This window comes from Bradyrhizobium pachyrhizi (assembly GCF_029714545.1).
In the GTDB taxonomy this organism is placed as follows: domain Bacteria; phylum Pseudomonadota; class Alphaproteobacteria; order Rhizobiales; family Xanthobacteraceae; genus Bradyrhizobium; species Bradyrhizobium pachyrhizi.
The window spans coordinates 8,816,413-8,841,218 of record NZ_CP121667.1 but is presented as its reverse complement, the minus strand read 5'-3'; the positions used below and the strand labels follow the sequence as shown (position 1 = coordinate 8,841,218).

The following is a 24,806-nucleotide window of genomic DNA, read 5'->3' as shown; positions in this document are numbered from 1 at the left end:
GGTGATCATCGGCAGGACCGATGCTGGGGCGAGCGAGGACGAACATGGATACGGCAACGACCGGTGATTTCGACATCCCCGCCGACATCGCGGCAACCCTCGTCGATCCCGTCGCCTATGCGGACGACCGCATCCACGACAGCTATCGTTGGCTGCGCGCCAACAATCCGCTCGGCATCGCGCGGCCCGAGAAGTTTGATCCGTTCTGGGTGGTGACCAAGCACGCGCATATCCAGGCCATCAGCCGGCAGAACGAGCTGTTCCACAACGCCGACCGGCCGACCACGCTGACGACGCAGGCGCTCGAGGAGCGCGTTCGCAAGATCACCGGCGGGCCCAATTTGGTGCGCTCGCTGGTGCAGATGGACGCGCCTGACCACCCGAAATATCGCGCGCTGACGCAAGGCTGGTTCATGCCGGCCAATCTCGGCAAGTTCGAGGCCCGCGTTCGCGAGATCGCGCGCGCCACGGTGCAGCGCATGCTCGCGAGGGGCGGCGCCTGCGACTTCGTCGAGGACGTCGCGCTCGGCTATCCGCTCCACGTCATCATGGAGATCCTCGGCGTGCCCGAGGCGGACGAGCCGCGCATGCTCAAGCTGACCCAGGAGCTGTTCGGCCCGCAGGATCCCGACACCGCGCGCGTCCGCGACGCGCTCAGCGCGGAGCAGGTCTCCGCGATGCTGCAGGCGATTATCGCCGACTTCTCGGCCTACTTCCGCAAGATCACCGAGGATCGCCGCCAGAACCCGCGCGACGATCTCGCCACCGTCATCGCCAACGCGAAGATCGGCGGCGAGTATATGCCGGAGCACGATCAGACCAGCTATTACATGATCGTCGCGACCGCCGGCCACGACACCACCTCATCCTCGACCGCGGGCGCGATCTGGGCGCTGGCCAGGGACCCTGCGGAATTCGCCAAGGTGAAGGCCAACCCGGAGCTGATCCCGGGCCTGGTCGATGAGTCGATCCGCTGGATGACGCCGGTCAAGCATTTCATGCGCTCGGCCACCGCGGATACCGAGCTCGGCGGCCGCAAGATCGCCAAGGGCGACTGGCTGATGCTGTGCTACGCCTCGGGCAATCGCGACGAGGAGGTGTTCGAGGACCCCGATCGCTTCCGCAGCGACCGCAAGCCCAATCGCCATGTCGCGTTCGGCTATGGCGCGCATCTCTGTCTCGGTCAGTACCTCGCCAAGCTCGAGATGCGCATCCTGTTCGAGGAGCTGCTGCCGCGCCTGAAGTCGCTGTCGCTCGACGGCGAGGTGAAGATGACGCAGGCCTATTTTGTCAACGGCCCGAAGAAGCTGCCGATCCGGTTCGAGGTGAATTGACGCGGCCAGGGCCGCGTCACTCCAGCATCTTCCTGAGCTCCGCCTTTGCGACCTTCTCCAGCGTCGAGCGCGGCATTTCGTCGACGAAGCGGATCTCGCGGGGCACCTTGAAGTCCGCGAGTCCGGAGCGGCAGGCGGTCATGACGTTGTCGTGCAAATCGGCAGGCAGGGCGGCGACACCGGCCTGCGGGATGATGAAGACGACGGGCACCTCGTCCAGCATCGGGTGCTTCTTCGCCACCACAGCGGCTTCGCGCACGCCCGGCACCACCGCGATCACTTGTTCGATCTCGGAAGCTGCGACATTCTCGCCGCCGACCTTCAGCATGTCCTTGGAGCGATCGCCGAACTTGATGTAGCCGTGCTGCAGCATCGTGACGCGGTCGCCGGTAATGAAGTAACCGTGCTCGTCGAAGCTTTCGCGCGTGGCCTTTTCGTTGTGCAGATATTCGGCGAACAGGGACAGGCCGGGGATGCCCTTGATCAGGAGGTTGCCGGTCTCGCCGACGCCGGTCGGCGTGCCGTCGTCATTGACGATGCGGACCTCGTATTCCGGCGCGGCGCGGCCGATCGACATCGGCGTGTTGGGCTGATCGACCTCGCCGATAATGCCGTGCGTGATGGTCTCGGTCATGCCCCACCAGCCGATGATCTTGATGCCGAACACGCTGAACGCCGGCGGCTCGTTCACGGCGGTGCCCCAGAGCCGGAACTTGTGATTCTTCGGCACCTCGTGCTCCAGCAGCGCCTTCATGCAAAACGGGATCGTCGAGGTCCATGTCGAGCCGTGCTCGAGCGCCACCGGCCAGAAGCGGCTAGCCGAGAAGCGTGGCTGGATCACGCAGGTGCCCCCGACCCACAGGCTCGCCAGCATCGAATAGGCTAGCGCGTTCGTGTGGAACAGCGGCAGATAGGTCTGGTGAACATCAAAGGCGTGCAGGTCCTGATGCGCGGCATTGATCTTGGCGCCCCACAGCGCGTTGGCGTGGGTCCACAGCACCGCCTTCGGCCGCGACGTGGTGCCGGAGGTGTATTGCACGCTGCAGGGGGCGAGCGGATCGGTCGGGCGACGTGGCCGGTCGGCACTGTCGGCAAACAGCGCGTCAAAGCTGTCGCCGCGCGCGGGCAGCTGTGCCGGCGCTTGCCCGGCGTCGTGCGAGGTCACCGCGATCCAGCGCAGGCTCTTGCAGTTGGCGGCGATCAGTTCTGCATAGGCCGGCTGGGTGATCGCGGCGATCGCGCCGCAATGGCCGGCAAAATATTCGATCTCGGCGGCGGCGGAACGGGTGTTGGTGGTGACCGCGATCGCGCCGAGCTCGACGCAGGCGAACCACGACATGATCGCCTCGATGCAATTGTCGAGATGGATCAGGACATAGTCGCCCTGCCGGATGCCGCGCTTCGCAAGGCCCGCAGCGAGCGCGCCGACGCGCTCATGGAATTCGCCGTAGCTCCAGCGCCGTGCCGGCGTGTCGAACGGCGCCCAGATCAGGAATGGATGGTCGCGCCGCACCTCGGCGCGCATCCGCAGCAGCCATGGCACGTCGAGTCCCGCAAACGGTCCCACGATGCCCGGCACTGCTTTTGAATTGCTCATATGTCCTCCCGCGCGGACTTGCCGGCCGCCATTGGTCTTGGTTGGGAGCAGTTCTGCCATCGGCGTGCGCCGAGAGCAAATCGTGATTTGCAAAGCGGTTTTGCGCTGAAGCAATCTGTTCCGCCGCGCGGAAGAGATCGATTTATTCGCGGCATCCGTCATCGGGCGCGCATTCGCACGCCGCGCCGGCTCGCAAGGACGAACGAAAGCTAGGTCGCGTTCTTTTCGTACGACGAGATCTCGATCAGGCTGCCGTCGGGGTCGCGGCAATAGACCGAGCGCAGCGTGCCGCGCGCGCCCTGCTTGGCGACGGGGCCTTCCTCGATCCTGACGCCATTGGCCTTCAGATGCGCGACCACTTCCTCGGGCGTGCTCGACGTGAGGAAGCAGAGATCGTCGCTGCCGGCCGCCTCGTGCTCGGCGGTGAACCAGTCCACCTTGTCGGCATCGCGCGGCCGCACATTGATCTTCTGGTTGCCGAACACCAGCGAGGTGCGCGGTGTCTTGCCCTTGCCGGGGTCGAACACCTTCACCTCCATGCCGAGGATCCTGCTGTACCAGGCAACCGAGCGCACGACATCGGTGACGTTGATCACGAGATGGTCGAGCCCATTTACCTTGACGGACATGATCGATCCTCTTCGGTCCAGAGTGATTTCGAGCGATGTGGTCGCCGGTTCTGGTGCGATCAGAGCCGAAGCTTAGTCTTTCGTCGCGGTCGGCGGCGCACGTGTCGCACTGGTCGCTTCAGGCATTGTTTGTTAAAACCGCGCCGCACGCAACGCAACAGAAACGGGCAGGGCGCCAAACCCTGCTGGATTGGGAGAAACTTCATGATTTCACGCCGTACCGCGCTGGGCCTGATCGGATCGGGGATTTCGACATTCGCGATCGGCCGCGCTTCCGCTGCCGACTATCCGGCGCGGCCGGTGCGCTGGATCGTGGGTTATCCGCCGGGCGGCGCCACCGACATCATCGCGCGCCTGGTCGGGCAGCGGCTGTCGGAGAGGCTCGGGCAGCAATTCGTGATCGAGAACAAGCCGGGCGCCGGCAACAATATCGGCACCGAAGCGGCGATCAACGCCGAGCCGGACGGCTACACCGTGCTGCTGGTCAATCCGGCCAACTACATCAATGCCTCGCTCTACGCCAATCTGAAGTTCAACTTCGTGCGCGACGTCGCGCCGGTCGCTTCCTTCAATCGCGTGCCGAACGTGATGACCGTCAACAAGGACGTGCCGGCCAAGACCGTCGCCGAGTTCATCGAATATGTGAAGGCCAATCCCGGCAAGGTGAACATGGCCTCTTCTGGCAACGGCACCTCGGTGCATCTCTCCGGCGAGATGTTCATGGCGATGACCGGCTGCAAGATGCAGCACGTGCCGTATCGCGGCGCGGCGCCCGCGATCACCGACATGCTCGGCGGCCAGGTGCAGGTGATCTTCGACAACATGCCCTCGATCATCCAGCACATCCGCTCCGGCGCGTTGCGCGCGCTGGCTGTGACGTCAACGGAGCGATCCTCGCAACTGCCGGATGTCCCGTCGGTCGCCGAAACCGTGAAGGGCTACGAGGCGAGCGCGCTGTTTGGCATGGGCGCGCCGAAGAACATGCCGAAGGAAGTTATCGCCAAGCTCAACACCGAGATCAACGCCGTGCTCGCCGAACCCGACATGAAGAAGCGTCTTGTCGAGCTCGGCGGCGATCCGCTGATCCAGACGCCGGAAGCCTTCGGCAACGACATCAAGGCCGAAACCGACAAGTGGAAGAAGGTGGTCGAGTTCGCCGGCCTCAAGGTCGAGTAGGCCTCGCAAGAGGCGCGATGCTGGATCGCGCGGGACAAATGTGGCCCGCGTGGTACAGCCGGTCCGCGGCCGAAGCCGTCGGCCTTGACGCGGAATAGAATGACGTTCAGGAACCTTATCAAAGGTGCCGCGCCTGGCTAACTGCGGCGTCCGAGGAGCCGGATCATGCGCGCATCGGGATTGGCAATGCTTGTTCTGGGAACGATGACGCTCGCAGGCGCGGCGAGTATCACGCCAGCTTCCGCCGATCCTTATGACTACCCATGGTGCGCGCAGGGCCCGAGCCTGGGCTATCCCGGCGAATGCGCTTACCGGACCTACCAGCAATGTCTCGCGAGCGTGTCCGGCCGTTATCTCTATTGCGGCGAGAATCCGCGCTTCCTGTTCAGCGAACCGCCGCCGCCACCGCGCCGCTATCAGCGCCGGCACCGGACCGTATATCCCGACTAGCGTTGCGGCATCACCGCAAGGCAGTCCGTCGCCACCATTCCTGACGTTCGTCCCTCGCGCTGGGTCCATCCTGACGCGATCGTGAAGCCGCGCACTTGACGTCGCGCCGTTTGCGCCTATACTAAACCGCATGGTTAAGTATCAAGACGAGACACTGGACCGCACCTTTGCGGCGCTTTCCGATCCAACCCGCCGCGCCCTGCTGGCGCGGCTCGGCGAGCAGGAAAGCCTGTCGGTGAGCGAACTGGCGCAGCCATTCGCGATGTCGCTGCCGGCGATCATGAAGCATCTCGACGTGCTCACCGATGCGGGCCTCGTCTCGCGCGAAAAGACCGGCCGCACGGTGGCGTGCCGGCTCACCGCACGGCCGATGGAGCAGGCGATGAACTGGCTCAATCGCTATGCGCAATTCTGGTCCGACAACCTCGACCGCCTTGCCGCCTTTGTGGAGGAAGAACCATGGCAAACCAATCCGCAGTCGCCGCCGACGCCGGCCTCGCCGCGCGCCCAAGCCTCACCCTCACGCGGCGCCTCCGCGCGCGGCCGGAAAAAGTCTACGCCGCGTGGACCGAGCCGGAAAATCTAGTGCGGTGGTTCGGGCCGGGACAGGTCAAGCCCGGTACGACGCAGGCCGATCTCGATGTCCGCGTCGGCGGACGCTACCGGATCAAGTTCACCGGCTCGAACGGCGAATATCACGAGGTCGGCGGCGTATATCGTGAGGTGGTGCCGAACGAGAAGCTGGTGTTCAGCTGGGCCTGGCATTCTACGCCGGAGCGCGAGTCCGAGGTGACGATATCGATCAAGCCCGATGCCGGCGGCACGTTGCTCACCTTCCATCACGCACAGTTCGTCGATGAGACCGCCCGCGACAACCACCAGCGCGGCTGGACCGAATTCCTCGGCAACCTGGAACAATACGTCGACGCCTGACCTGCAAAGGAGCATCTCATGCAACAGCACAACATCGTCTCGCGCGAAGAATGGATCGCAGCCCGCAAGGCATTGATGGCCGGTGAGAAGGAACTGACCCAGGCCCGCGAAGCGCTCAGCCGGCAGCGCCGCGAACTGCCCTGGGTCAAGGTCGACAAGGACTATGTGTTCGACGGGCCGGGCGGCAAAATGACGCTCGGCGATCTCTTCAAGGGCAGGCCGCAGCTCGTGGTGCAGCATGTGATGTTCGCGCCGGAATGGGACGCAGCGTGCAAGAGCTGCTCGTTCTGGGTCGACGGCTTCGAGCGCATGGTTCCGCATCTCGCCGCGCGCGACACCACGATGATCGCGATCTCGCGGGCGCCGCTCGCAAAGCTCGACGCATTCAAGGCGCGGATGGGCTGGACCTTCGACTGGGTCTCCTCGGGAGAGAGCGACTTCAATTACGATTACGGCGTATCGTTCACGCAAGGGCAGATCGATGCGGGGGACGCGAAATACAATTATGGAACGACGCCGCTCTATGGTCCCGAACTGCCCGGCATCAGCGTGTTCTTCCGCGACGAGACAGGGAGCGTGTTCCATACCTACTCGACCTTCGCGCGCGGCCTCGACATGATGAATGCCGCCTATCACTATCTCGACCTGACGCCGCTCGGCCGCCACGAGGAAGGATTGCCCTATCCGATGGATTGGGTGCGGCTACGTGACCAGTACCAACCGGCGCCGGTTCAGGCATCCTGCTGTCACTCCTGATCGTCATTGCGAGGGGCTCGCGACAAAATTGCAGAGCAATTTTGCGCGGAAGCGACGAAGCAATCCAATCCTCGGCGTTTGAAGAGATGGATTGCTTCGCAGGCGCTCGCAATGGCAGGGAGCCCAAACAGCAGGAAACCGCCCAATGCCTTACGTCGATGGATTCATCGTCGCCGTGCCGAAGAAGAAACTCAAAGCCTATGCGCAGCTCTCGAAGAAGGCCGGCAAGGTCTGGCGCGAATATGGCGCGCTCGATTATCGCGAATGGGTCGCCGACGACGTCAAGCCGGGCAAGCTGACCTCATTTCCGCAGAGCGTGAAACTGAAGGCCGGCGAAACCGTCGTGTTTGCCTGGATCACCTACAAGTCGCGCGCCCAGCGCGACCGGATCAACGCCAAGGTGATGGCCGATCCGCGCCTTGCATCGATGAGCATGGGTGACGTGCCGTTCGACGGCAAGCGGATGATCTATGGCGGCTTTGCCAGCCTAGTGAAGGTCTGACGCGGCACGGTTTCGCCGCAATCCGCGCAATTACCGGCTGTTAAACATCACGCTCGGCAAGCCGCGCGATGCCGCTTGCGTTTACTTGGCGATCCCGTATACTTTGTAATACAAAGTTCGGGCGAATCATGCGTGACCTCGACAAGGCGTTGGCCGATATCCTCGCCATCCGCAGCCAGATTGCGGCCGGAACGGCGTTTCGCGGCTACGGTCCGGCGACCGTCGCCGCCACCAGCGGCATCGCGCTCATCACGGCGCTTGCGCAATATCTTTGGCTCGCCGATCCCACCGCTCATCCGATCGCGTTCCTCGCAGGCTGGGCGGCGGCCGCGTTGGTCTCCGCCGTGCTGATCTGGATCGAGATGCAGGCGCGCTCGCGGCGGCATCATTCCGGCCTTGCGGACGCGATGGTCCAGCAGGCGATCGAGCAGTTCGTTCCCGCTGTTATCGCCGGCGTGCTGCTCGCGATCCTGCAATGGAAGTTCGCGCCCGAGACGTTGTGGATGTTGCCCGGCCTGTGGCAGGTGCTGGTCAGCCTCGGCGTGTTCGCCTCGGTCCGCCTGCTGCCGCGCACGATCGCGCTCGGCGGCGCCTGGTATTTCCTGTCGGGCTTCACGGTGCTGCTGATTGCAAGCCAGAGCCACGCGCTGTCGCCCTGGACCATGGGACTGCCATTCGCGATCGGCCAGTTGCTGCTCGCAGCGCTGCTCTATTTCGCTTCCGGAGGCCATGATGCCGAAGACTGACCTGACCACCGCGCCATTCGCCTATGAAGGCCTCGACCGCGTCATCCACGAGAAGGCGCGGCTCGGGCTGCTGACCTCGCTGATGGCGCATCCGAAGGGGCTCGCCTTTGCCGATCTCAAGCAGCTCTGCGGCCTGACCGACGGCAACCTCAGCCGGCACCTCCAGGTGCTGCAGGAGGCCGGTCTCGTCGACGTCATCAAGGGCTATGAAGGCAATCGTCCGCACACCACCTGTCGCCTGACCAAGAGCGGCCGCCGCCGCTTCCTCGACTATCTCGCCGTGCTCGAGCAGCTGGTGCGTGACGCGGCCAAGGCTGCCGGCACGACAGAAAAGGCCGGCGGCAAGGCTGAGAAGGCCGCCGGCAAGGACGACGGCGCAGCTGGCCGCCTCGGTATCCAGCCGGTTTGAATCATCCCATTTTTGTCCGGAGACTTTGTGATGCAAAGTAACGTCGCGCTCAAGCCGGAAGCCGCCATCAGGCTCCATGTCGGCATCATCATGGACGGCAATGGCCGCTGGGCGACGCGGCGCGGCCTGTCACGGCTGCGCGGACACGAGGCCGGCGTCGAGGCGATCCGCCGCATCGTCGAGGCCGCGCCGGACCAGGGCGTCGGCACGCTGACGCTCTACGCCTTCTCGAGCGACAATTGGCGCCGTCCGAAGGCCGAGGTCGCGGCACTGATGGGGCTGTTGCGGTTCTACCTCGCCAACGAGATCGCCGCGCTCGTGCGCAACGGCGTTCGCCTCACCGTGATCGGCCGCCGCGACCGGCTGCCCGACGGCATCGCCGCCGCGATCACGCGCGCGGAGGCCGAGACCGCCGGCGGCACCACGCTGCATCTGCGCATCGCGATCGACTATTCGGCGCGCGACGCCATCCTGAACGCGGCCGCGAGCGCGGCCGGCGCCGGCGAGCTGAGCCGCGAGACTTTCGCCGATCTCATCACCGGGGAGGCCGGCCTGCGCGACGTCGACCTGATCATCCGCACCTCGGGCGAGAAGCGGCTGTCGGACTTCCTGCTCTGGGAGGGCGCTTATGCCGAGCTGCATTTCACCGAGCGGATGTGGCCCGAATTCGATGCCGACGATCTCGCCGACGCGCTCGCCTCCTTCCATCGCCGCGAGCGCCGCTTCGGCGGGCTGACCGCGATCGCGCCGGCGGAGGTGCCGAACCTCTAAGAGCATGATCCGGAAAAGTGTGAAGCGGTTTTCCGAAAAGATCATGCTCAAACAAGGAGGTTGCGCTTCCAGCTCTTCCTAAAGCCCGGCCGGGGGGTTGGGCTCTCTTTCACAAGCTGCGGGGACGAACGATCACGCCAACCAAAGCGGGAGCGATCATCCATGCGCATTCTTCTCGTCAACGTGCCGCACCCGGCGATCGGCAGCCGGATCCCCGACGACCATCTGCCGCCGCTCGGCCTGCTGTCGATCGGCGGGCCGCTCATCGATGACGGCCACGACGTCGGTCTTGTCGATGCCGAGTTCGGGCCGATGCCGGTCGAAGCCATCGTGGCGGAGGCATCGAGATTTGCACCGGATGCGGTGTTGTTCGGTCATTCCGGCTCGACGTCGGGCCATCCTGTGATCGCCGAGGTGGCGCAGGCGATCGTCAAGGCCCTGCCAAACGTGCGGATCGTCTATGGCGGCGTGTTTCCGACCTATCACTGGCGCGACATCCTGCGCGAGGAGCGCTACGTCACCGCGATCGTGCGCGGCGAGGGCGAAGAAACCGCGCGCCGTCTGATGCGGGCGCTGGAGGCCGGCGAGGATCTTCGCATCATCAACGGCATCGCATTCCGCGACGATTATGGGCCGCGCGTCACGCCGCCTGCGCCTGTTATCCGGGATCTCGATGCCTATCGCGTCGGATGGGAATTGATCGATCACGCGCGCTACAGCTATTGGGGCGGCCTGCGCGCCGTCGTCGTGCAGTTCTCGCGCGGCTGTCCGCATCTTTGCAACTACTGCGGCCAGCGCGGCTTCTGGACGCGATGGCGGCACCGCGATCCCGTGCGGTTTGCGAAGGAGCTGGCGCGGCTCCATCGCGAGCACGGCGTCAAGGTGATCAATTTCGCCGACGAGAATCCGACCGTCTCGAAGAAGGCGTGGCGGGCCTTTCTCGAGGCCTTGATCGTGGAGGATGTCGATCTGATCCTCGTCGGCTCGACCCGCGCCGACGACATCGTGCGCGACGCCGACATCCTGCATCTCTACAAGAAAGCGGGCTGGCAGCGCTTCCTGCTCGGCATGGAGAACACCGACGAGAAGACGCTGGAGCTGATCCGCAAGGGCGCGACCACCACGATCGATCGCGAGGCCATCCGTTTGATGCGCCAGCACGGCATCCTGTCGATGGCGACCTGGGTGGTCGGCTTCGAGGAGGAAACCGATCGCGACCATTGGCGCGGTCTCAGGCAGCTGTTGTCCTATGATCCCGACCAGATCCAGATGCTCTACGTCACGCCGCATCGCTGGACGCCCTATTTCCGTCTCGCGGCGGAGCGGCGCGTCATCCAGACCGATCGCAGGCTCTGGGACTACAAGCATCAGGTGCTCGCGACCCGGCACATGCCGCCATGGCGCGTACTGCTCTGGTTCAAGTTCACCGAGATGGTGCTGCAGTGCCGCCCGAAGGCGCTGCTCCGCGTGCTGCTCCACCGCGACGCCGGACTTCGTCACGCGATGCGCTGGTACACGCAGATGGGCCGCCGGGTCTGGCCGCATGAAATTCTCGGCTTCCTGCGCGACAAAAGACTCAAGCACGGGCCGACGGTGCAGGAATTTTGGGGCGCGCCGCAGGATATGGAGGAGGAATCGATGTCGTCGCACCGGCCCGAGCGCCGCGTCGACACATCACGCGCGGCGTAAGTCGATACCGTCTTGTCGGGTTCTGGATAACTGGCGCTGATGACTGGACGCCTGAGTCATCAGCGCGATAATTTCCAGGTCGGCTGCGCAGAACAAAAAGAACCGTGGCGGTCGAGGCGTCGAGTTGAGCATACAGGTTGCGATCTTAAAAATATTGGCCAGTCACGTCCGCGGCAAAGCCACAATCAATTCACTCAAGCACGATCTCGCAATCCTCTCATCGAGCGGCGACGATTGGCATGCGCGGATCAAACGTCTGGCGTCGCGGGTCCCCGAACTCGACATCTTTAGCAATCGCTATGTGCTCCGTGACGTCGAAGGCTGGGAGATCACATCGGCCGGTCGCGAGTTCCTGCGCGCGCTGGAGGCGGTCATGCAAGACAATCTGCCGTCCGCGCCATCGGCCGAGACCGTAATCCGCGCCGAGGGCAGGCTGATCGTGGTCGGTCACCGCTTCAAGAATCGGGTGCGGGCACCGAGCGATACCGAACAGAGCACATTGGCGCGCCGCCGGCCGATCCGCGAGCCGCATTGAACCTCACTGCGCTGCACGCGACCTACCTTCGGGGCGTGGCTCCGGAGGTCGCAAATGACTGCTTTGGCTCAATCGATCGCACGCGCGTTTCCGGCCAATTCGCTTCGGAGCAGCATCGCCCGGCATGTCCTGTTGTTTGCGTCCGCTGTCCTGTTCGTCGCGGCACTCAGGGCAAGCTACGGCCTTGATCTCAGCGCCGGTCTCTTTTAGCGGCGCGACAAATTATCCGGCTTCAAGTCATATTGGGTTAACCGGACCGGGGCAGCCAGGCGCATGCTTTCCTTGCATCGCGAACCCGGGCCGGTCTTCCATGGATAAGCCGATGGCGCTGCCAGTGCGGCAGGACGCGAACCATTGTGCTCGACAAGCATTTCCGCACCGCGCTTGTATGCCCAAAATGCGATGAGGTTCAGCTGGCCGGTCCGGCCAGACCGGAGGAACGGGTGTTGGCCGCACGCTAAAGCGCGATGAGATCAGGTTGAATCGTCATCGCGCTCTAGCTCGTTGTTTAAGCATGATCTTTCCGGAAAACCGCTTCGCACTTTTCCGGATCATGCTCTGCGCGGTCGTTTTCGGCGCCGAAACCCGCTAGGTTCCGTCTGACGAAACGGACCAAAGCGAAACCCGATGCCGCAGCCTTCCGACACCGCCGCCATCACCCTTGCCGACATACGCCGTGCCGCGGATGTGATCCGGGATGCGGTCATGGTCACGGCCTGCAACGAGAGCCGCACGCTGGGCGAGATCTGCGGCTGTCGCCTGTTCCTCAAATTCGAGAACCTGCAGTTCACCGCGACCTTCAAGGAGCGCGGCGCGCTGAATCGCCTGCAGGCGCTGTCGCCCGCGGAGCGCAAGCGCGGGGTAATCGCGATGTCGGCCGGCAATCACGCCCAGGGCGTGGCCTATCACGCGAAGCGGCTCGGTATCCCCGCCACCATCGTGATGCCGATCGGGACGCCGATGGTGAAGATCGAGAACACCAGGCGGCACGGCGCCGAGGTCATCATCACCGGGCAGACGCTGGAAGAATGCTTCGCGTTCGTCGGCTCGCATGCCGCGCAGAAGGGCCTGATCCTGATCCATCCCTATGACGATCCGCTGATCATTGCAGGACAGGGCACGATCGGACTTGAAATGCTCGCGACGGTGCCGGAGCTCGATATCCTGGTGGTACCGATCGGCGGCGGCGGGCTGATCTCGGGCATCGCCACGGCCGCGAAGGCGCTGAAGCCGTCGGTCCGGGTCGTCGGCGTGCAGGCCCAGCTCTATCCGTCAATGTACAATGCGGTCAAAGGCGAGCAGCTGCCGATGCGCGGCGACACGCTCGCCGAGGGCATTGCGGTCAAGGCGCCCGGGCAGATCACCACGAAAATCGTCCGTGAGCTCGTCGACGACATCATCCTGGTCAGCGAGGACCAGATCGAGCGCGCGGTCGCAACCCTGATCTCGATCGAGAAGACGGTGGTCGAGGGCGCCGGCGCGGCCGGCCTCGCGGCGGTGCTCGCAGCTCCCGAGCGGTTTGCGGGTCGCAATGTCGGCCTGGTGCTGACCGGCGGCAATATCGACACCAGGCTGATCGCCTCGGTCCTGACCCGCGAGCTCGCCCGCGAGGGACGGCTGACGCAACTGGCGCTCGACATCGTCGACCGGCCCGGACAGCTCGCGGCGGTGTCGATCCTGCTTGCCGACGCCGGCGCCAATATCATCGAGGTCTCGCATCAGCGCACCTTCTCCGATCTTCCGGCGAAGGCGACGCTGCTCGAGCTCGTGATCGAAACCCGCGACCGCGCCCATCTGGAGGACGTGCTGGCAAGGCTCAGCGCCGAAGGATTCGCGGTGCGGGAAACCTAGCGACTTCGCGCTATCTGCCACGAACTGAAATGTCTAACCCGTCATCCTGAGGAGCCGCGAAGCGGCCGTCTCGAAGGATGAATCGGCCACCGGCCGTGCCGTGCATCTTCGAGACGCGCGCAAGTGCGCGCTCCCCAAGATGACGGTTCACTAGGCGAATGGGGCTGATTGCTCACTCACCCGCCGCCAGCTCGGCGAGCTTGGCGATGGTGTTGATGTTGCGCGCGGTGCCCTTGGCGGCGGCGGGGATCTTCAGCTTCGAGCGGCCCATGCCGCTGCCATAGGCGACGTAGATCTCGCGCTTGCCGAGCCGCACCTCTTCGTCCTGCTGGCCCTTGATGTCCTTCAAGGCGTCCTTCGGCGGCGGCTCGTCGAGGAAGATCGCGACAGTATAGTTCGGCGGCGCTTTCGGAAACGGATTGGCCTTCAGCACCGCGGCGATCTCGTCCGCGCTGCGGACGACGACGCCGACCGGCTTGCCGGCATAGGCCTGCAGCCGCCGTTCCAGCGTGGCCTTGACCTTGGCCGCGCCGAGCTTCGAGGAGAACACGACATTGCCGCTGGCGATATAGGTCTGCGCGTCGGCAAATCCCTCGTCGACGCACATCGCCTTCAACTCGGTCATCGGCAGCTTGCCGGTGCCGCCGACATTGACCGCGCGCAGCAGGGCGACGTAACGCGGCATCGACTAGCCGTCGGCTTTCTTCTTCGCAGGCGTCTTGGCCGGCGGCGGCTCTTCCATCGCCTTCTTCATGGCGCGGGCATAGGCGTCGGCGGCGTTCTCGGCCGAATTCTGCAACCTCTTGGCGGTCGCGGTTGCGTTCAGCATCGTGCTCTTGGCCAGGAAGCGGAAGCGTGCCTTGGCCTCCTTGTCCTTGGCCCTGGCGGCGCGCGTGACCCAGACGGCCTGGCGTTTCTTGGCAGCCGCCATCACGGCCTTGGTCTGCGCTTTTGCGGTTTGCCGGATGACGGCGTCGAGGTCGGCTTCGGCCATTCAGTTGCACTCATTGACTGGACATGCGCCGGGCGGGGCGCGCGGAGGGAGGGGAGCTACCCCTAGCGTAACCGGTACCGTTTGAACATGCGATCCTTTTGCGAATTCCCGGAGGATCGCATCGACCCCTGCACCGAGGCTTGCGCGGCGTGCGCTAGTCTCCTGACGACCCCGGCGGCACCTTCGCGCCGGCGAGCAGTCCGGCCAGCTCCACCTGCCGGCCCAGTCCGGTCTTGGCCAGCACTGCCTTGAGCTGGTTGCGCACCGTTTCGCGGGAGATGCCGAATGCGCCGGCGATTGCCTCGACGGTGCGTCCTTCGCCGATGCCGCGCGCGACGCGCGCCTCCGCGGGCGTCAGGTCGAACAGGCCCTGCAGCACTTCCGCGGTCGGCACCTCGGCCGGCACCACCGGCGTTACGATCACGATCGCCGCCGCGCGGTCGAACAGGTCGCGCGCCGCGCCGTGGATCGGGACCAGATGCACGATCAGCGGTGGCCGATCCTCCTGCGCCGCGATCGGCACCGAGCGCACCTCCACGCTGATCAGTCCTTGATCAAGCGCGGCCAGCGCCTGGGCGAACAGCGTGTCGGCAGCCGTCGACGCCAGCGTCAGGCGCTCGCCGCGATCCTGCATCACGTCGGGCACCAGGCGGTCGAACAGCGTGTTGGCCGCCATCAGGCGGCCACCGCGCCGCAGCACTGCCGCGGGCAGGCCGAGCATCGCCAGCGATTCGGTTGCCGCCCTGGCGCGCTCCATCCCCAGCCGCGCCGACAGCAGCGCGGCGCGCGCCAGATGCGGCCGCAGCGCGTCGAGCTGCTCGATTGCCTCCCGCTCGATCGGTCCGTGCTGGTATTCGCGCTCGACGCTGTAGATCAGCACGTCGCCGCTCGGCACCGGGATCGCGGTACCGGCGCCCCATCCGAGCCCGCGCGGGCGGAAGAATTCGCGGATCTGGAAATCCTGCTGCACCTCCTCGGGCGTATCGAACACGTCGATGTCGCGCAGGAAGCCGGCATGGTTGGCCGCGAGCAAGCGCGGCAATCGCCCGTTGCGCTCGTGCCAGCCGCCTTCGACATAGGCCACGGTGTCGTCGTGCATGTCGGGGGATGCGACCCAGCGGACGTCGTGCGGGGCCGCCGTCAGCAGCACGATACCGCGCGCACGCGCGATCGCACCGACCTGATGCAGGACATTCGGCCACAATTCGGGGACAACCGCGGCCTCATAGGCCAGTTCAATCAGATGCTCGTGCAGGTCGTTCGCCATCGGTCATTCCAAAAACTGTTGTTGCCCAATAGATAAACCCGGCGGCCCCGGAAATATTGCGTAAAGCAATTCAGCCCGAGCCACGAGTCCGGGTTATTCCGGTGCGCGTTCACGCGCATCGGGGGGGAATTCCGGCGTTTTCGCCGCTCTTTTTCGCGATTTTCGCGCGGGCGCGTAGAGCCTTGCTCGCTCGGCTGCGACCCGGTGCGCGGCCGCCGGCGCCCGGACGACGAATTCGAAGGCCGATGCCAGGTCGGCGGGGGCAGGCCCAAGACTTGATAGAGTCTCGATAGAGACTTGAGGAAGGCTCGATAATCAAGGCCCGACGATCATCGCCGCGTGTGGCGAAATCGAAGCTGCGTGACAGGTGGAAATATTCCGAAGCATCTCGAAACCTGATTGGCGTGACTGGCGCTGCGCCAGCCCCGTCGGCGTCACACATTTGCAACGCTGCACGCGATCGTTCGAGCATGAACATCCTTTAATTTGTATCCGCGCAATCCGTGGCGCCAGCTAGGGCATGATCCGGAAAAGTGCGAAGTCCGAAAAGGATCATGCCTAAGGGGCGGCCTAAGCGCGATGACGATTCAAACCGCGTCTCATCGCGTTGTGAGCGGCCACCTCTGACATTTATGCGAGCCATCGTCGGCTCGGGGAGAGCCGATGATCAGCCGCAGGGCGCTTTCCGGATTGTTGATGACGCTGGTCGGCCCCTCGTCGCGGGCCGGCAACGAGGGGTTGGCGCTGGGCCATTGCCAGGGATCATGCGCGAATGTCGACTTGCCGACCCTTGGCTACGATCAGTTCTGCCGGTCGTTGTTCGATATTGCGGCAAGCGGCAGGCTGCACGCGGTCGCCACCGGTTCGGAGATTCGCGGAGAGATGCGATCTCTGTTCCGGGCGCGGCGGCTTTATCGGCCGTCGCACGACGAGATCCGGGTTCTCTGGCGCGCGCCCGAGGATGGCTTCTCGGTCGTGAAGGTCGAGTTCGATCTGGAATGCGGCGTGCCGGTGCGCGGATGTCTTGGAATTCCCGGCGGAGAATTCAAGGGATTGATCCTGCTCGGCCACGGCATGGCGAGCACGCCGGAGCGCTGCTTCGACGATGCCGACAAGGACTACATGAACGCGCTCGGCAAACGGCTATGTCGGGACGGCTACGTCGTCTGGTGTCCTTACATCATCCAGATCGGAAATCAGGAGAGCCAGAACAACATCGCCGCGATGCTGGCATCGCACGGTGTCTCCGCCCACAACGTGTCATGCGCATCGCTCGACGCCGGCGAAATCGTTTGCAGGAAGCTCACCGGCGCGTCGGGTTTGAATGTCGGCGTCTACGGGGTGTCCTGGGGCGCCTTTCTCGCGCTGCATCTGGAAGCCGCGACCGGGCAGATGCGGCCGACTGTCGTGTCGGGATATATGCGCGACGAGAAGAAGTTCCTGATGTCATCCGTGATCACCAGGAATCTCGGCGTCGAACTTGCGGCCTACATCCATTTCAGCAACGGCCGCGCCAAATACGCCGGCGCCGATCTGGCATATCTGCTTTGTCCATGTCCGCTGTTCGCCGAGATTGGCAATCGTGACGGTGCAAACGCGATGGAGCTCGGGCGGGATGAGAAGTTCGCGGAGATGCGGTCGGTCTACGCATCGTCAGGCCATCCGCATTTGATCGACATCGACGTTTTCGACGGCGTGCACGAGGTCAGCGGCAAGCGTGCAAGGCCTTGGCTGTACGAGCACCTTGCGTCGCCTCTCTATCAACAGACGTCTCGTTTGAAGGGCGCCATCGCGCTGTGAGCGCTCGGTCCGCGGCCGCGCCCGATCCGTCGTCGACCACGCGCAGAGCTGAGCTCCGACCATATCGAGGTAGCGCTCATTTGCATCACATTGCCGGGAGTTTTCGGTGTCCGCGGCATGCCCCGCGCTGGACGGCGGTCGCAATCGCGGTGCGATTGCAGCGCCGCGACGTTTCTCAGAACTGTCCTTCAGCCGAGATCGCTGGAACAAGAGCGATCAGCTTACAGCATTGTCGGATTGGCCGCGTTATGATCTGCTGCAACGCACCTGCCCATCCTGACCTTCGGGTCTGAGGGAACTCGACGTCATATCGGTCTCGTAGCGTCTGTTGGTAACCGAAGGGTTGGACTGCATGAGTGGTACGGAACGCATGCTCGGTGGCTTGGCAGGGCTTCTCGTATCGGCGGGACTAATGGCGGCGGGAGTATCAGCGGCCCATGCCCAGGCGGGGCCGCCCGGGCCTCCTGCCGTGGGCGTGTTCGAGGCGGTGAAGCGGCCGATCACCGAAACCAATGAATTTCTCGGACGCATCGAGGCCCCCAACCGCGTCAACGTGGTGGCGCGTGTGACCGCGTTCCTGGACAAGCGGAACTTTGTCGAGGGCTCCGAGGTCAAGGCCGGTGATCTCTTGTATCAGCTCGAGCGCGGCCCGTTCGAAGCCGATCTCGCATCGAAGAAGGCACAGGTCGCCCAGTTGCAGGCGACGCTGGTCAACGCCAAGCTGACCACCGATCGCGCCAAGGCCCTGATGGGCGGCCCGGCCGGCCAGCAATCCAATGTTGATGCGGCGGTCGCCAACCAGCAGAGCCTCGAGGCGCAGGTGCAGGCCGCGCAGGCGCAGGTCGACCTGTCCCAGATCAATCTCGACTACACCATGATCCACTCGCCGATCGACGGCAGGATCGGACGCACCGCGGTCACCGAGGGCAACGTCGTGACGCCGAGCTCGGGAACCCTGACGACCATCGTCAGCCAGGACCCGATGTATGTTACCTTTCCCGTGCCGGTGCGCGAGGCGCTCGATCTGCGCGACCGTTATGCGACGCGCGGTGGCTTCAAGGCCGTCGTCATCCGCCTGCGGTTGCCGGACGGCCGGCTCTACGACAAGACCGGCGAGCTGAACTTCGTCAACAACACGATCGCGCAGAACACCGACACCATCTCCCTGCGCGGCGTCATCCCCAACCCGTCAACCTACACCTCCGTCGCAGCCGGCGGCTCGGTCCGCGAACTCACCGACAATGAGTTCGTGACCGTTCTCCTCGAAGGCGTGCAGCCGGTCGAGGTGCTCGCGATCCCGCGTTCGGCGGTGCTGTCGGACCAGCAGGGCGAATATGTCTATGTCGTCGGCGCGGACAACAAGGCCGAGCAAAGGCGGATCCAGCTTGGGCAATCGACCGCAACGATTGCGGCGGTGACGAGCGGCATCTCGCTCGGCGACAAGGTCGTCGTCGAGGGGGTGCAGAAGGTCAAGCCGGGCGAGGTGGTGGCGCCGGGGCCCGTCAGCGCGCTGATCCAGTCGAGCATGAAGGTTTCGGCGGACGGCGGCGCCGGCAACACGCCGAAATCGACGGGCAATAACCCATGATTTCTGCCGTCTTCGTCGATCGTCCGCGGCTTGCGATCGTCATCGCGTTCGTGATCACAATCGCGGGCGCGCTGGCGCTGATGCAGATTCCGGTCGCGCAGTTCCCGGACATCGTGCCGCCGCAGGTCACGGTCTCCGCCGTGTTTCCCGGCGCATCGGCTGAAGTGGTGGAATCGAGCGTCGCCCAGCCGCTGGAAGCGCAGGTCGTGGGCGTCGACAAGATGCTCTACATGAAGTCGACCAGCGGCAATGACGGCAGCTACACGCTGACGGTCTCGTTCGCGCTCGGCACCGATCCCGATATCAACACCGTCAACGTCAACAACCGCGTGCAGAGCGCGCTCGCGCAATTGCCGACCGAGGTGCAGGCGCAGGGCCTGACCGTGCAGAAGAAATCCTCGGCAGTGCTGCAATTCATCGTGCTGTACAGCAAGAGCGGCGATCAGGATCCGCTGTTCATCACCAACTACGCTATCATCAACGTGCTGGACGCGATCTCGCGCACGCCTGGCGTCGGACAAGCCTCGCTGTTCGCGAAGCTGAACTATTCGATGCGGATCTGGTTCGATACCCAGCGCCTGACCAGCCTCAATCTGGCGCCGTCGGACGTGATCGCCGCGATCCGGGCGCAAAGCGTGCAGGCACCGGTCGGCCGCATCGGCGCGCGTCCGATCAGCAACGACCAGCAGTTCCAGTTCAATGTGCAGACGCAGGGCCGCCTGACGACATCCAAGCAGTTCGGCGACATCGTGCTGCGGGCCAATCCGGACGGATCGGTGCTGCGGATCAGGGACGTTGCTCGCGTCGAGATCGGCGCGCAGAACATGGATTCGGAGTCGCGGATCGACGGCAATCCCGGCGTGCCGATGGGCATCTATCTCGCGCCCGGCGCCAATGCCGTGACCACGGCCAAGGCGGTGCAGGCCACGCTTGCGCGGTTGTCGGAGCGGTTTCCGCCGGGGCTGACCTATCTCGTGCAGTACGACTCCACCACCTTCGTGTCCGATACGATCAAGGAGGTGATGAAGACGCTCGGCGAGGCCTTCGTGCTCGTCGTGATCGTGGTGTTCCTGTTCCTCGGCAATCTGCGCGCCACGGTGATCCCGGCGGTCGCGGTTCCGGTCAGCCTGATCGGCGCCTTCGCGGTGCTGCTCGCGCTCGGCTATTCCGCCAATACGGTCTCGCTGCTGGCGATGGTGCTGGCGATCGGCATCGTGGTCGACGACGCCATCGTCGTGGTCGAGAACGTCGAGCGCGTCATGGAGGAGGAGCCGGAGCTGTCGCCGGCCGACGCCACCAAGAAGGCGATGGCGCAGATCACCGCGCCGATCATCGCGATCTCGCTTGTGCTGCTCTCGGTGTTCGTGCCGATCGCGTTCATCCCGGGCATTTCCGGCACGCTGTTCCGCCAGTTCGCGGTGACGATCAGCGCCGCGATGGTGATCTCGGCGCTGAATGCGCTGACCTTGTCGCCGGCACTGTGCGCCGTGTTCCTGCGTCATGGCGGGCCGCGCCGGGGCATCATGGGACGGGTGCTCGGCAGCATCGACTGGGTACGCGACCGCTACGCCGGCGTGGTGCAACGCCTGGTTCGTGTGGCGGTGCTGTCGCTGGTTGCGGTGCTGGTGTTTGCCGGCGCGGTGTTCGGCGTGTCGAAGATCACGCCGACCGGCTTCCTGCCCGAGGAGGATCAGGGCGCCTTCTTCATCGCGGTGCAATTGCCCGACGGCGCGTCGGTGGCACGCACCAGCGAGGTCACCAAGCAGGTCGAGGCGCTCTTGAAGAAGAATCCGGCGATCGACCATGTGCTGTCGATCATCGGCTTCTCGCTGCTCGACGGAGCCAGCGAGCCGAATTCGGCATTCATGGTGGCGCGCATGAAGGCGTTCGCCGACCGCAAGGCCGTCACCGACTCGGTGCAGGCTGCGATCGGGCAGACCTTCGTCGGGGGATCGCAGATTCGCCAGGCTTCGGTGCTGCCGTTCAACCTGCCGCCGATCATCGGGCTCTCGACCTCCGGCGGCTTCGAATATCAGCTCGAGGCGCTGGAAGGGCAGGATCCGGCCTCGCTCAGCAGCGTGATGGGCGGGCTGATCGGTGCTGCGAACCGCAATCCGAATCTGGCCCGCGTGTTCTCGACCTTCACCGCGACCAACCCGTCGGTCTATCTCGATATCGATCGCGCCAAGGCGCAGGCGCTCGGCCTCAACATGGCCGACGTCTTCACCGCGCTGCAGGCCACGCTCGGCGGCATCTATGTCAACAACTTCAACCTGTTCGGCCGTACCTGGCAGGTCAATGTGCAGGGAGATGCCGCCGATCGCCGCGACATTCCCGACATCTGGCAGATCTATGTGCGCAACAGCGGCGGCGAGATGGTGCCGATCCGCTCCATCGCGTCCTTGCGCATCGTGACCGGACCGCAGGTGATCACGCGCTACAACAATTATCGTTCGGTCACCGTGAACGGCAGCCCGGCGGCGGGCGTGTCCTCGGGCACCGCGATCGCGACGATGGCCGACCTCTCCAAGTCGACGCTGCCTTCCGGCTATTCCTACGAGTGGACCGGCACGGCCTATCAGGAGCAGGCGGCCTCCGGCCAGACCGGCATCATCCTCGGGCTCGCGGTGCTATTTGCCTATCTGTTCCTGGTCGCGCTGTATGAGAGCTGGACGATCCCGATTCCCGTGCTGCTGTCGGTCACGGTCGGCGTGTTCGGTTCCTATCTTGCGATCAAGCTCGCGGGTCTGAACCTCGATCTCTACGGCCAGATCGGCCTCGTGGTGCTGATCGCGCTCGCCGCCAAGAACGGGATCCTGATCGTCGAGTTCGCCAAGGAGCAGCGCGAGGCCGGCAAGCCGATCACGGAGGCCGCGACGATGGGCGCGCAGATGCGCTTCCGCGCCGTCATGATGACATCAATTGCCTTCATCCTCGGCTTGGTGCCGCTGGTGGTCGCGACCGGTGCCGCGGAAATCAGCCGCCGCGCGGTCGGCACCGCGGTGTTCGGCGGTATGCTCGCCGCAAGCTCGGTCGGCATCTTCCTGGTGCCGATGCTGTTCGTCACCTTCCAGGGCTGGCGCGAGGGTGTAAAGAACCGCTTCGGCAGACGGAGCAAGGCGGAACAGCCTGCCTCGCATTAGATCGCGCCTAATCCCTTCGCGCATTAGGGGGGCGCGTGGGGCGGGTCTATGCTGCTGGCCTCATCGATGGAGTTCTGGATTGAGCGTTGCCTTCACCAAGGAAGAAAGTGCCGAGACGGCGTCGGAAACGCTGTTGCCGGACCGCCCCATTTCGCCGCATCCCAACCTGGTGACCGAAGCCGGACGGAGAGCGTTGGAGCGCCATCTTCAGGAGGCGCGCGAGGCTTACGAGACTGCGCAGCAGCTCGAGGACGTCAACGAACGGCGGCGGCAGTCGGCGGCCCCACTGCGCGACGCGCGCTATCTCACGGAGCGGCTCCGCACCGCGCAGGTCGTGCCTGACCCTGCTTCCACCGAAACCGTCGCCTTCGGCAGCACGGTAACTTTCAGCCGCGCCGACGGGCGGGTGCAGACCTATCGCATTGTCGGCGAGGATGAAGCCGATCCAAAGGCAGGCTCGATTTCCTTTGTCTCGCCGGTGGCGAGGTCGCTGATGGGCAAAGCCCTGGGCGACGTCGCAGGCTCGGGCGATCAGGAGCTGGAGATCGTCGCGATCGCTTAGAGAGTGATGGGATTGGATTGAATGGCGGTCGCAAAGGCGGCGCGCCACCTCGCCCCGTTCTCATGGGGAGAGGGTTGGGGTGAGGGGCTGCCTCCGCACACACGGAGACAGATACTCGCGCGGAGACTCCCCCTCACCCGGAACGCATCTGCCGATGCGTCATAGCCGAAGCCTTGCTTCGGCGTTCTTGGGAACGGCCGTCGAAGGCGGCCTATGCCTCTCCCTGCACGCGGGGCGAGGTGAACCGGAGTCCATCGCTCGACTCGGAGCAAAGTGATCACGCCGCCGGCAGGGCAAGCCGCTCGATGGTTTGAATATGCCGCGCCAGCAGGCTGCAGGCTTGTTCGATGTTGCGGGCGCGCAGCGCCTGCAGGATCACGCGATGATCCTGGCTCGGCCGCGGCCGCCACCCGGCGTTGCGCGCCATTGCGAACACCAGCCGCGAATTCGCAAGCTGCAGGCCGTCGAGGCTGGCGAGCAGCCGCGGCATCGCGCAGGGCGCCACCAGCGCATGATGGAAGGCGCGATTGGCCATCTCGAAATCCTGCACGGTCTCGGCATTGTCGCCTTCGATCATGGCGAGTTCGATCCGTGCCAGATGCGCCGATGTGAGCCTGGGGGCGGCATTGCGCAACGCGACCACTTCGAGCGCGGCGCGCATCTCGGCGATTTCCTTCACCGACCTGGTGTCGAGCGGGGCGACCCGCACCCCGCGTCGCGGCACCGCAACGACGAGATGCTGCGCCTCCAATTGCCTGAACGCCTCGCGCACCGGGACGTGGCTCGAATGGAATTCGCGCGCGACATGGTCCTGCCGCAGCGGCGCGTCCGGCAGCAATTCGCCGCTGATGATGCGCTCTCCGATCGCTTCGGCGATGCGCCTCGCGGTGGTCGTGTTCTCGCTCTCGTTTGTCATAGATTATCTATCGAAAAAACGGGTGCGCGCGCGTTCGGGCTCGGCTAGCATCGTTCCAAGTCCATAGATCATAGATAATATCTCAGATTATCTATGATCCACAGCAAGCGAGAAAGCAAGCCCTATGGTTGATGTCGTGGAAATCGAACGGACCGACAGCCGCACCAGTGCAGCGCTCCGCAAGACCTGGGACCGTACCGAGGCTGAAGCACTCTATAACCTGCCGTTCGCGGACCTGATGTTTCAGGCGCAAGGCGTGCATCGCGCCAACTTCAATCCGAACCATGTCGAAACCGCGAGCCTGCTCAGCATCAAGACCGGCGGTTGCCCGGAAGACTGCGGCTACTGCTCGCAGAGCGCACATTACGACACCGGCCTGAAGGCCACTCGCCTGATGCCGCGGGACGAAGTGGTCGCGGTCGCGCAGCGCGCCAAGGACGCCGGCGCAACCCGCTTCTGCATGGCCGCGGCCTGGCGCAGCCCGAAGGACCGCGATCTCGATCAGGTCTGCGACATGGTCAGCGCGGTGAAGGGCCTGGGCATGGAAACCTGCGTCACGCTCGGCATGCTGACGCCAAAGCAGGCCGAGCGTCTCTCCGACGCCGGGCTCGATTTCTACAACCACAACGTCGACACCTCGCCCGAGTTCTACGACAAGATCATCACCACCCGCACCCTGCAGGACCGCATCGATACGCTCGCGCATGTGCGCGACGCCGGCATCAAGGTCTGCTGCGGCGGCATCATCGGCATGGGTGAACAGGTCGATGACCGGCTCGGCATGCTGATGCTGCTTGCCAATCTCCCCAGCCATCCGGAGAGCGTGCCGATCAATCTGTGGAATGAGGTCAAAGGCGTTCCGGTCAACGACACCGCGGAACGGCCTGATCCGATCGCGCTGGTGCGTCTGGTCGCCACCGCGCGGATCATGATGCCGAAGAGCGTGGTGCGGCTGTCGGCCGGACGGCAATACATGACCGACGAGCTGCAGGCGATGTGCTTCCTCGCCGGCGCGAATTCGATCTTCATCGGCGATGTGCTGCTGACCACCAGGAACCCGCAGCGCGATCGCGACGCCCATCTGCTGGACCGGCTCGGCATCAACTCCGCCCTCGCCTGAGCGCAGCTCCGGCACGCGCGCGGCGGGATTCGCCGCGC

General features: G+C 64.6%; 24 protein-coding genes and 1 pseudogene. 19 read left to right on the top strand and 6 right to left on the bottom strand.

Going from position 1 to position 24,806, the window contains the following annotated elements:
• Positions 1–44 precede the first annotated feature (44 nt).
• The gene (locus QA639_RS41655; protein ID WP_157342600.1) at positions 45–1,334 is read left to right on the top strand and encodes a cytochrome P450; all 1,290 of its coding nucleotides are present in this window, start codon (positions 45–47) and stop codon (positions 1,332–1,334) included.
• Positions 1,335–1,350: 16 nt separating this feature from the next.
• On the opposite strand, the gene QA639_RS41650 is transcribed toward QA639_RS41655, so the two are convergent.
• Positions 1,351–2,931, bottom strand: coding sequence for an AMP-binding protein (locus tag QA639_RS41650; protein ID WP_157342597.1), 1,581 nt, complete (start codon positions 2,929–2,931; stop codon positions 1,351–1,353).
• Positions 2,932–3,140: 209 nt separating this feature from the next.
• Positions 3,141–3,560, bottom strand: coding sequence for a VOC family protein (locus QA639_RS41645; RefSeq protein WP_028335562.1), 420 nt, complete (start codon positions 3,558–3,560; stop codon positions 3,141–3,143).
• Positions 3,561–3,764: 204 nt separating this feature from the next.
• Between QA639_RS41645 and QA639_RS41640 the strand changes: the two genes are divergently transcribed.
• From QA639_RS41640 to QA639_RS41580, 13 genes and pseudogenes are all read left to right on the top strand, one after another.
• The gene (locus tag QA639_RS41640; protein ID WP_016843619.1) at positions 3,765–4,736 is read left to right on the top strand and encodes a Bug family tripartite tricarboxylate transporter substrate binding protein; all 972 of its coding nucleotides are present in this window, start codon (positions 3,765–3,767) and stop codon (positions 4,734–4,736) included.
• A gap of 186 nt (positions 4,737–4,922) precedes the next feature.
• Positions 4,923–5,186 (top strand): DUF3551 domain-containing protein, encoded by a 264-nt coding sequence (locus tag QA639_RS41635; RefSeq protein WP_428841129.1) that lies wholly within the window; start codon positions 4,923–4,925, stop codon positions 5,184–5,186.
• A gap of 130 nt (positions 5,187–5,316) precedes the next feature.
• Positions 5,317–5,772 (top strand): ArsR/SmtB family transcription factor, encoded by a 456-nt coding sequence (locus tag QA639_RS41630; RefSeq protein ID WP_157342595.1) that lies wholly within the window; start codon positions 5,317–5,319, stop codon positions 5,770–5,772.
• Positions 5,757–6,119: pseudogene (locus tag QA639_RS41625) on the top strand (SRPBCC family protein); the annotation flags it as partial. The gene QA639_RS41630 and the pseudogene QA639_RS41625, both read left to right, overlap by 16 nt.
• Positions 6,120–6,137: 18 nt before the next feature.
• Positions 6,138–6,875: a DUF899 domain-containing protein gene (locus QA639_RS41620; protein WP_028335566.1), complete on the top strand. Its 738-nt coding sequence runs from the start codon at positions 6,138–6,140 to the stop codon at positions 6,873–6,875.
• Positions 6,876–7,020: 145 nt separating this feature from the next.
• Complete coding sequence (locus tag QA639_RS41615) at positions 7,021–7,377, top strand: DUF1428 domain-containing protein (RefSeq protein ID WP_028335567.1); 357 nt, start codon at positions 7,021–7,023, stop codon at positions 7,375–7,377.
• A gap of 128 nt (positions 7,378–7,505) precedes the next feature.
• On the top strand, positions 7,506–8,123 hold the full coding sequence (locus QA639_RS41610) for a hypothetical protein (RefSeq protein ID WP_028335568.1): 618 nt from the start codon (positions 7,506–7,508) through the stop codon (positions 8,121–8,123).
• Entirely contained in the window at positions 8,110–8,532 is a 423-nt protein-coding gene (locus tag QA639_RS41605) for a transcriptional regulator (protein ID WP_038377679.1), read from the top strand. The genes QA639_RS41610 and QA639_RS41605 overlap by 14 nt, the downstream gene beginning before the upstream one ends.
• A gap of 30 nt (positions 8,533–8,562) precedes the next feature.
• Positions 8,563–9,303 carry a di-trans,poly-cis-decaprenylcistransferase gene (locus QA639_RS41600; RefSeq protein ID WP_028335570.1) on the top strand — a complete coding sequence of 247 codons (741 nt, stop codon included), beginning with the start codon at positions 8,563–8,565 and terminating at the stop codon, positions 9,301–9,303.
• A gap of 162 nt (positions 9,304–9,465) precedes the next feature.
• Positions 9,466–10,992, top strand: coding sequence for a magnesium-protoporphyrin IX monomethyl ester anaerobic oxidative cyclase (gene bchE, locus QA639_RS41595; protein ID WP_283088920.1), 1,527 nt, complete (start codon positions 9,466–9,468; stop codon positions 10,990–10,992).
• Between the two features lie 124 nt (positions 10,993–11,116).
• Complete coding sequence (locus tag QA639_RS41590; protein WP_283088919.1) at positions 11,117–11,527, top strand: aminoacyl-tRNA deacylase; 411 nt, start codon at positions 11,117–11,119, stop codon at positions 11,525–11,527.
• Positions 11,528–11,581: 54 nt separating this feature from the next.
• Complete coding sequence (locus QA639_RS41585; protein WP_428841128.1) at positions 11,582–11,737, top strand: response regulator; 156 nt, start codon at positions 11,582–11,584, stop codon at positions 11,735–11,737.
• Between the two features lie 417 nt (positions 11,738–12,154).
• On the top strand, positions 12,155–13,378 hold the full coding sequence (locus QA639_RS41580) for a threonine ammonia-lyase (protein ID WP_157342593.1): 1,224 nt from the start codon (positions 12,155–12,157) through the stop codon (positions 13,376–13,378).
• A 172-nt stretch (positions 13,379–13,550) separates the two neighbouring features.
• Here QA639_RS41580 and QA639_RS41575 read toward each other — a convergent pair whose 3' ends face one another.
• The 3 genes from QA639_RS41575 to QA639_RS41565 all read right to left on the bottom strand — a co-directional run bounded on the left by QA639_RS41575 (position 13,551) and on the right by QA639_RS41565 (position 15,639).
• Positions 13,551–14,063: a DUF1697 domain-containing protein gene (locus QA639_RS41575; protein WP_283088918.1), complete on the bottom strand. Its 513-nt coding sequence runs from the start codon at positions 14,061–14,063 to the stop codon at positions 13,551–13,553.
• Between the two features lie 3 nt (positions 14,064–14,066).
• The gene (locus tag QA639_RS41570; protein WP_157342589.1) at positions 14,067–14,372 is read right to left on the bottom strand and encodes a hypothetical protein; all 306 of its coding nucleotides are present in this window, start codon (positions 14,370–14,372) and stop codon (positions 14,067–14,069) included.
• A gap of 154 nt (positions 14,373–14,526) precedes the next feature.
• Complete coding sequence (locus QA639_RS41565) at positions 14,527–15,639, bottom strand: helix-turn-helix transcriptional regulator (protein ID WP_157342587.1); 1,113 nt, start codon at positions 15,637–15,639, stop codon at positions 14,527–14,529.
• 663 nt (positions 15,640–16,302) lie between these two features.
• Here QA639_RS41565 and QA639_RS41560 point away from each other — a divergent pair.
• From QA639_RS41560 to greA, 4 genes are all read left to right on the top strand, one after another.
• A complete protein-coding gene (locus tag QA639_RS41560; protein WP_283088917.1) occupies positions 16,303–17,439 on the top strand; it encodes a hypothetical protein in 1,137 nt (378 codons plus the stop codon).
• A gap of 352 nt (positions 17,440–17,791) precedes the next feature.
• A complete protein-coding gene (locus QA639_RS41555; protein WP_428841127.1) occupies positions 17,792–19,027 on the top strand; it encodes an efflux RND transporter periplasmic adaptor subunit in 1,236 nt (411 codons plus the stop codon).
• Positions 19,024–22,170 (top strand): efflux RND transporter permease subunit, encoded by a 3,147-nt coding sequence (locus QA639_RS41550; RefSeq protein WP_050383383.1) that lies wholly within the window; start codon positions 19,024–19,026, stop codon positions 22,168–22,170. The genes QA639_RS41555 and QA639_RS41550 overlap by 4 nt, the downstream gene beginning before the upstream one ends.
• A 79-nt stretch (positions 22,171–22,249) precedes the next feature.
• Complete coding sequence (gene greA, locus QA639_RS41545) at positions 22,250–22,732, top strand: transcription elongation factor GreA (protein WP_050383382.1); 483 nt, start codon at positions 22,250–22,252, stop codon at positions 22,730–22,732.
• Between the two features lie 277 nt (positions 22,733–23,009).
• Here greA and QA639_RS41540 read toward each other — a convergent pair whose 3' ends face one another.
• Positions 23,010–23,648, bottom strand: a complete 639-nt coding sequence (locus QA639_RS41540; protein WP_028335581.1) for a GntR family transcriptional regulator — start codon at positions 23,646–23,648, stop codon at positions 23,010–23,012.
• Positions 23,649–23,772: 124 nt separating this feature from the next.
• On the opposite strand from QA639_RS41540, the gene bioB reads away from it, so the two are divergent.
• On the top strand, positions 23,773–24,768 hold the full coding sequence (bioB, locus tag QA639_RS41535; RefSeq protein WP_283088916.1) for a biotin synthase BioB: 996 nt from the start codon (positions 23,773–23,775) through the stop codon (positions 24,766–24,768).
• Positions 24,769–24,806 lie beyond the last annotated feature (38 nt).

Coding starts and splice junctions, on each gene's coding strand:
- QA639_RS41655 (WP_157342600.1), top strand. CDS start 45: ATGGATACGGCAACGACCGGTGATTTCGACATCCCCGCCGACATCGCG.
- QA639_RS41650 (WP_157342597.1), bottom strand. CDS start 2,931: ATGAGCAATTCAAAAGCAGTGCCGGGCATCGTGGGACCGTTTGCGGGA.
- QA639_RS41645 (WP_028335562.1), bottom strand. CDS start 3,560: ATGTCCGTCAAGGTAAATGGGCTCGACCATCTCGTGATCAACGTCACC.
- QA639_RS41640 (WP_016843619.1), top strand. CDS start 3,765: ATGATTTCACGCCGTACCGCGCTGGGCCTGATCGGATCGGGGATTTCG.
- QA639_RS41635 (WP_428841129.1), top strand. CDS start 4,923: ATGCTTGTTCTGGGAACGATGACGCTCGCAGGCGCGGCGAGTATCACG.
- QA639_RS41630 (WP_157342595.1), top strand. CDS start 5,317: ATGGTTAAGTATCAAGACGAGACACTGGACCGCACCTTTGCGGCGCTT.
- QA639_RS41620 (WP_028335566.1), top strand. CDS start 6,138: ATGCAACAGCACAACATCGTCTCGCGCGAAGAATGGATCGCAGCCCGC.
- QA639_RS41615 (WP_028335567.1), top strand. CDS start 7,021: ATGCCTTACGTCGATGGATTCATCGTCGCCGTGCCGAAGAAGAAACTC.
- QA639_RS41610 (WP_028335568.1), top strand. CDS start 7,506: ATGCGTGACCTCGACAAGGCGTTGGCCGATATCCTCGCCATCCGCAGC.
- QA639_RS41605 (WP_038377679.1), top strand. CDS start 8,110: ATGCCGAAGACTGACCTGACCACCGCGCCATTCGCCTATGAAGGCCTC.
- QA639_RS41600 (WP_028335570.1), top strand. CDS start 8,563: ATGCAAAGTAACGTCGCGCTCAAGCCGGAAGCCGCCATCAGGCTCCAT.
- bchE (WP_283088920.1), top strand. CDS start 9,466: ATGCGCATTCTTCTCGTCAACGTGCCGCACCCGGCGATCGGCAGCCGG.
- QA639_RS41585 (WP_428841128.1), top strand. CDS start 11,582: ATGACTGCTTTGGCTCAATCGATCGCACGCGCGTTTCCGGCCAATTCG.
- QA639_RS41580 (WP_157342593.1), top strand. CDS start 12,155: ATGCCGCAGCCTTCCGACACCGCCGCCATCACCCTTGCCGACATACGC.
- QA639_RS41575 (WP_283088918.1), bottom strand. CDS start 14,063: ATGCCGCGTTACGTCGCCCTGCTGCGCGCGGTCAATGTCGGCGGCACC.
- QA639_RS41570 (WP_157342589.1), bottom strand. CDS start 14,372: ATGGCCGAAGCCGACCTCGACGCCGTCATCCGGCAAACCGCAAAAGCG.
- QA639_RS41565 (WP_157342587.1), bottom strand. CDS start 15,639: ATGGCGAACGACCTGCACGAGCATCTGATTGAACTGGCCTATGAGGCC.
- QA639_RS41560 (WP_283088917.1), top strand. CDS start 16,303: ATGATCAGCCGCAGGGCGCTTTCCGGATTGTTGATGACGCTGGTCGGC.
- QA639_RS41555 (WP_428841127.1), top strand. CDS start 17,792: ATGAGTGGTACGGAACGCATGCTCGGTGGCTTGGCAGGGCTTCTCGTA.
- QA639_RS41550 (WP_050383383.1), top strand. CDS start 19,024: ATGATTTCTGCCGTCTTCGTCGATCGTCCGCGGCTTGCGATCGTCATC.
- QA639_RS41540 (WP_028335581.1), bottom strand. CDS start 23,648: ATGACAAACGAGAGCGAGAACACGACCACCGCGAGGCGCATCGCCGAA.
- bioB (WP_283088916.1), top strand. CDS start 23,773: ATGGTTGATGTCGTGGAAATCGAACGGACCGACAGCCGCACCAGTGCA.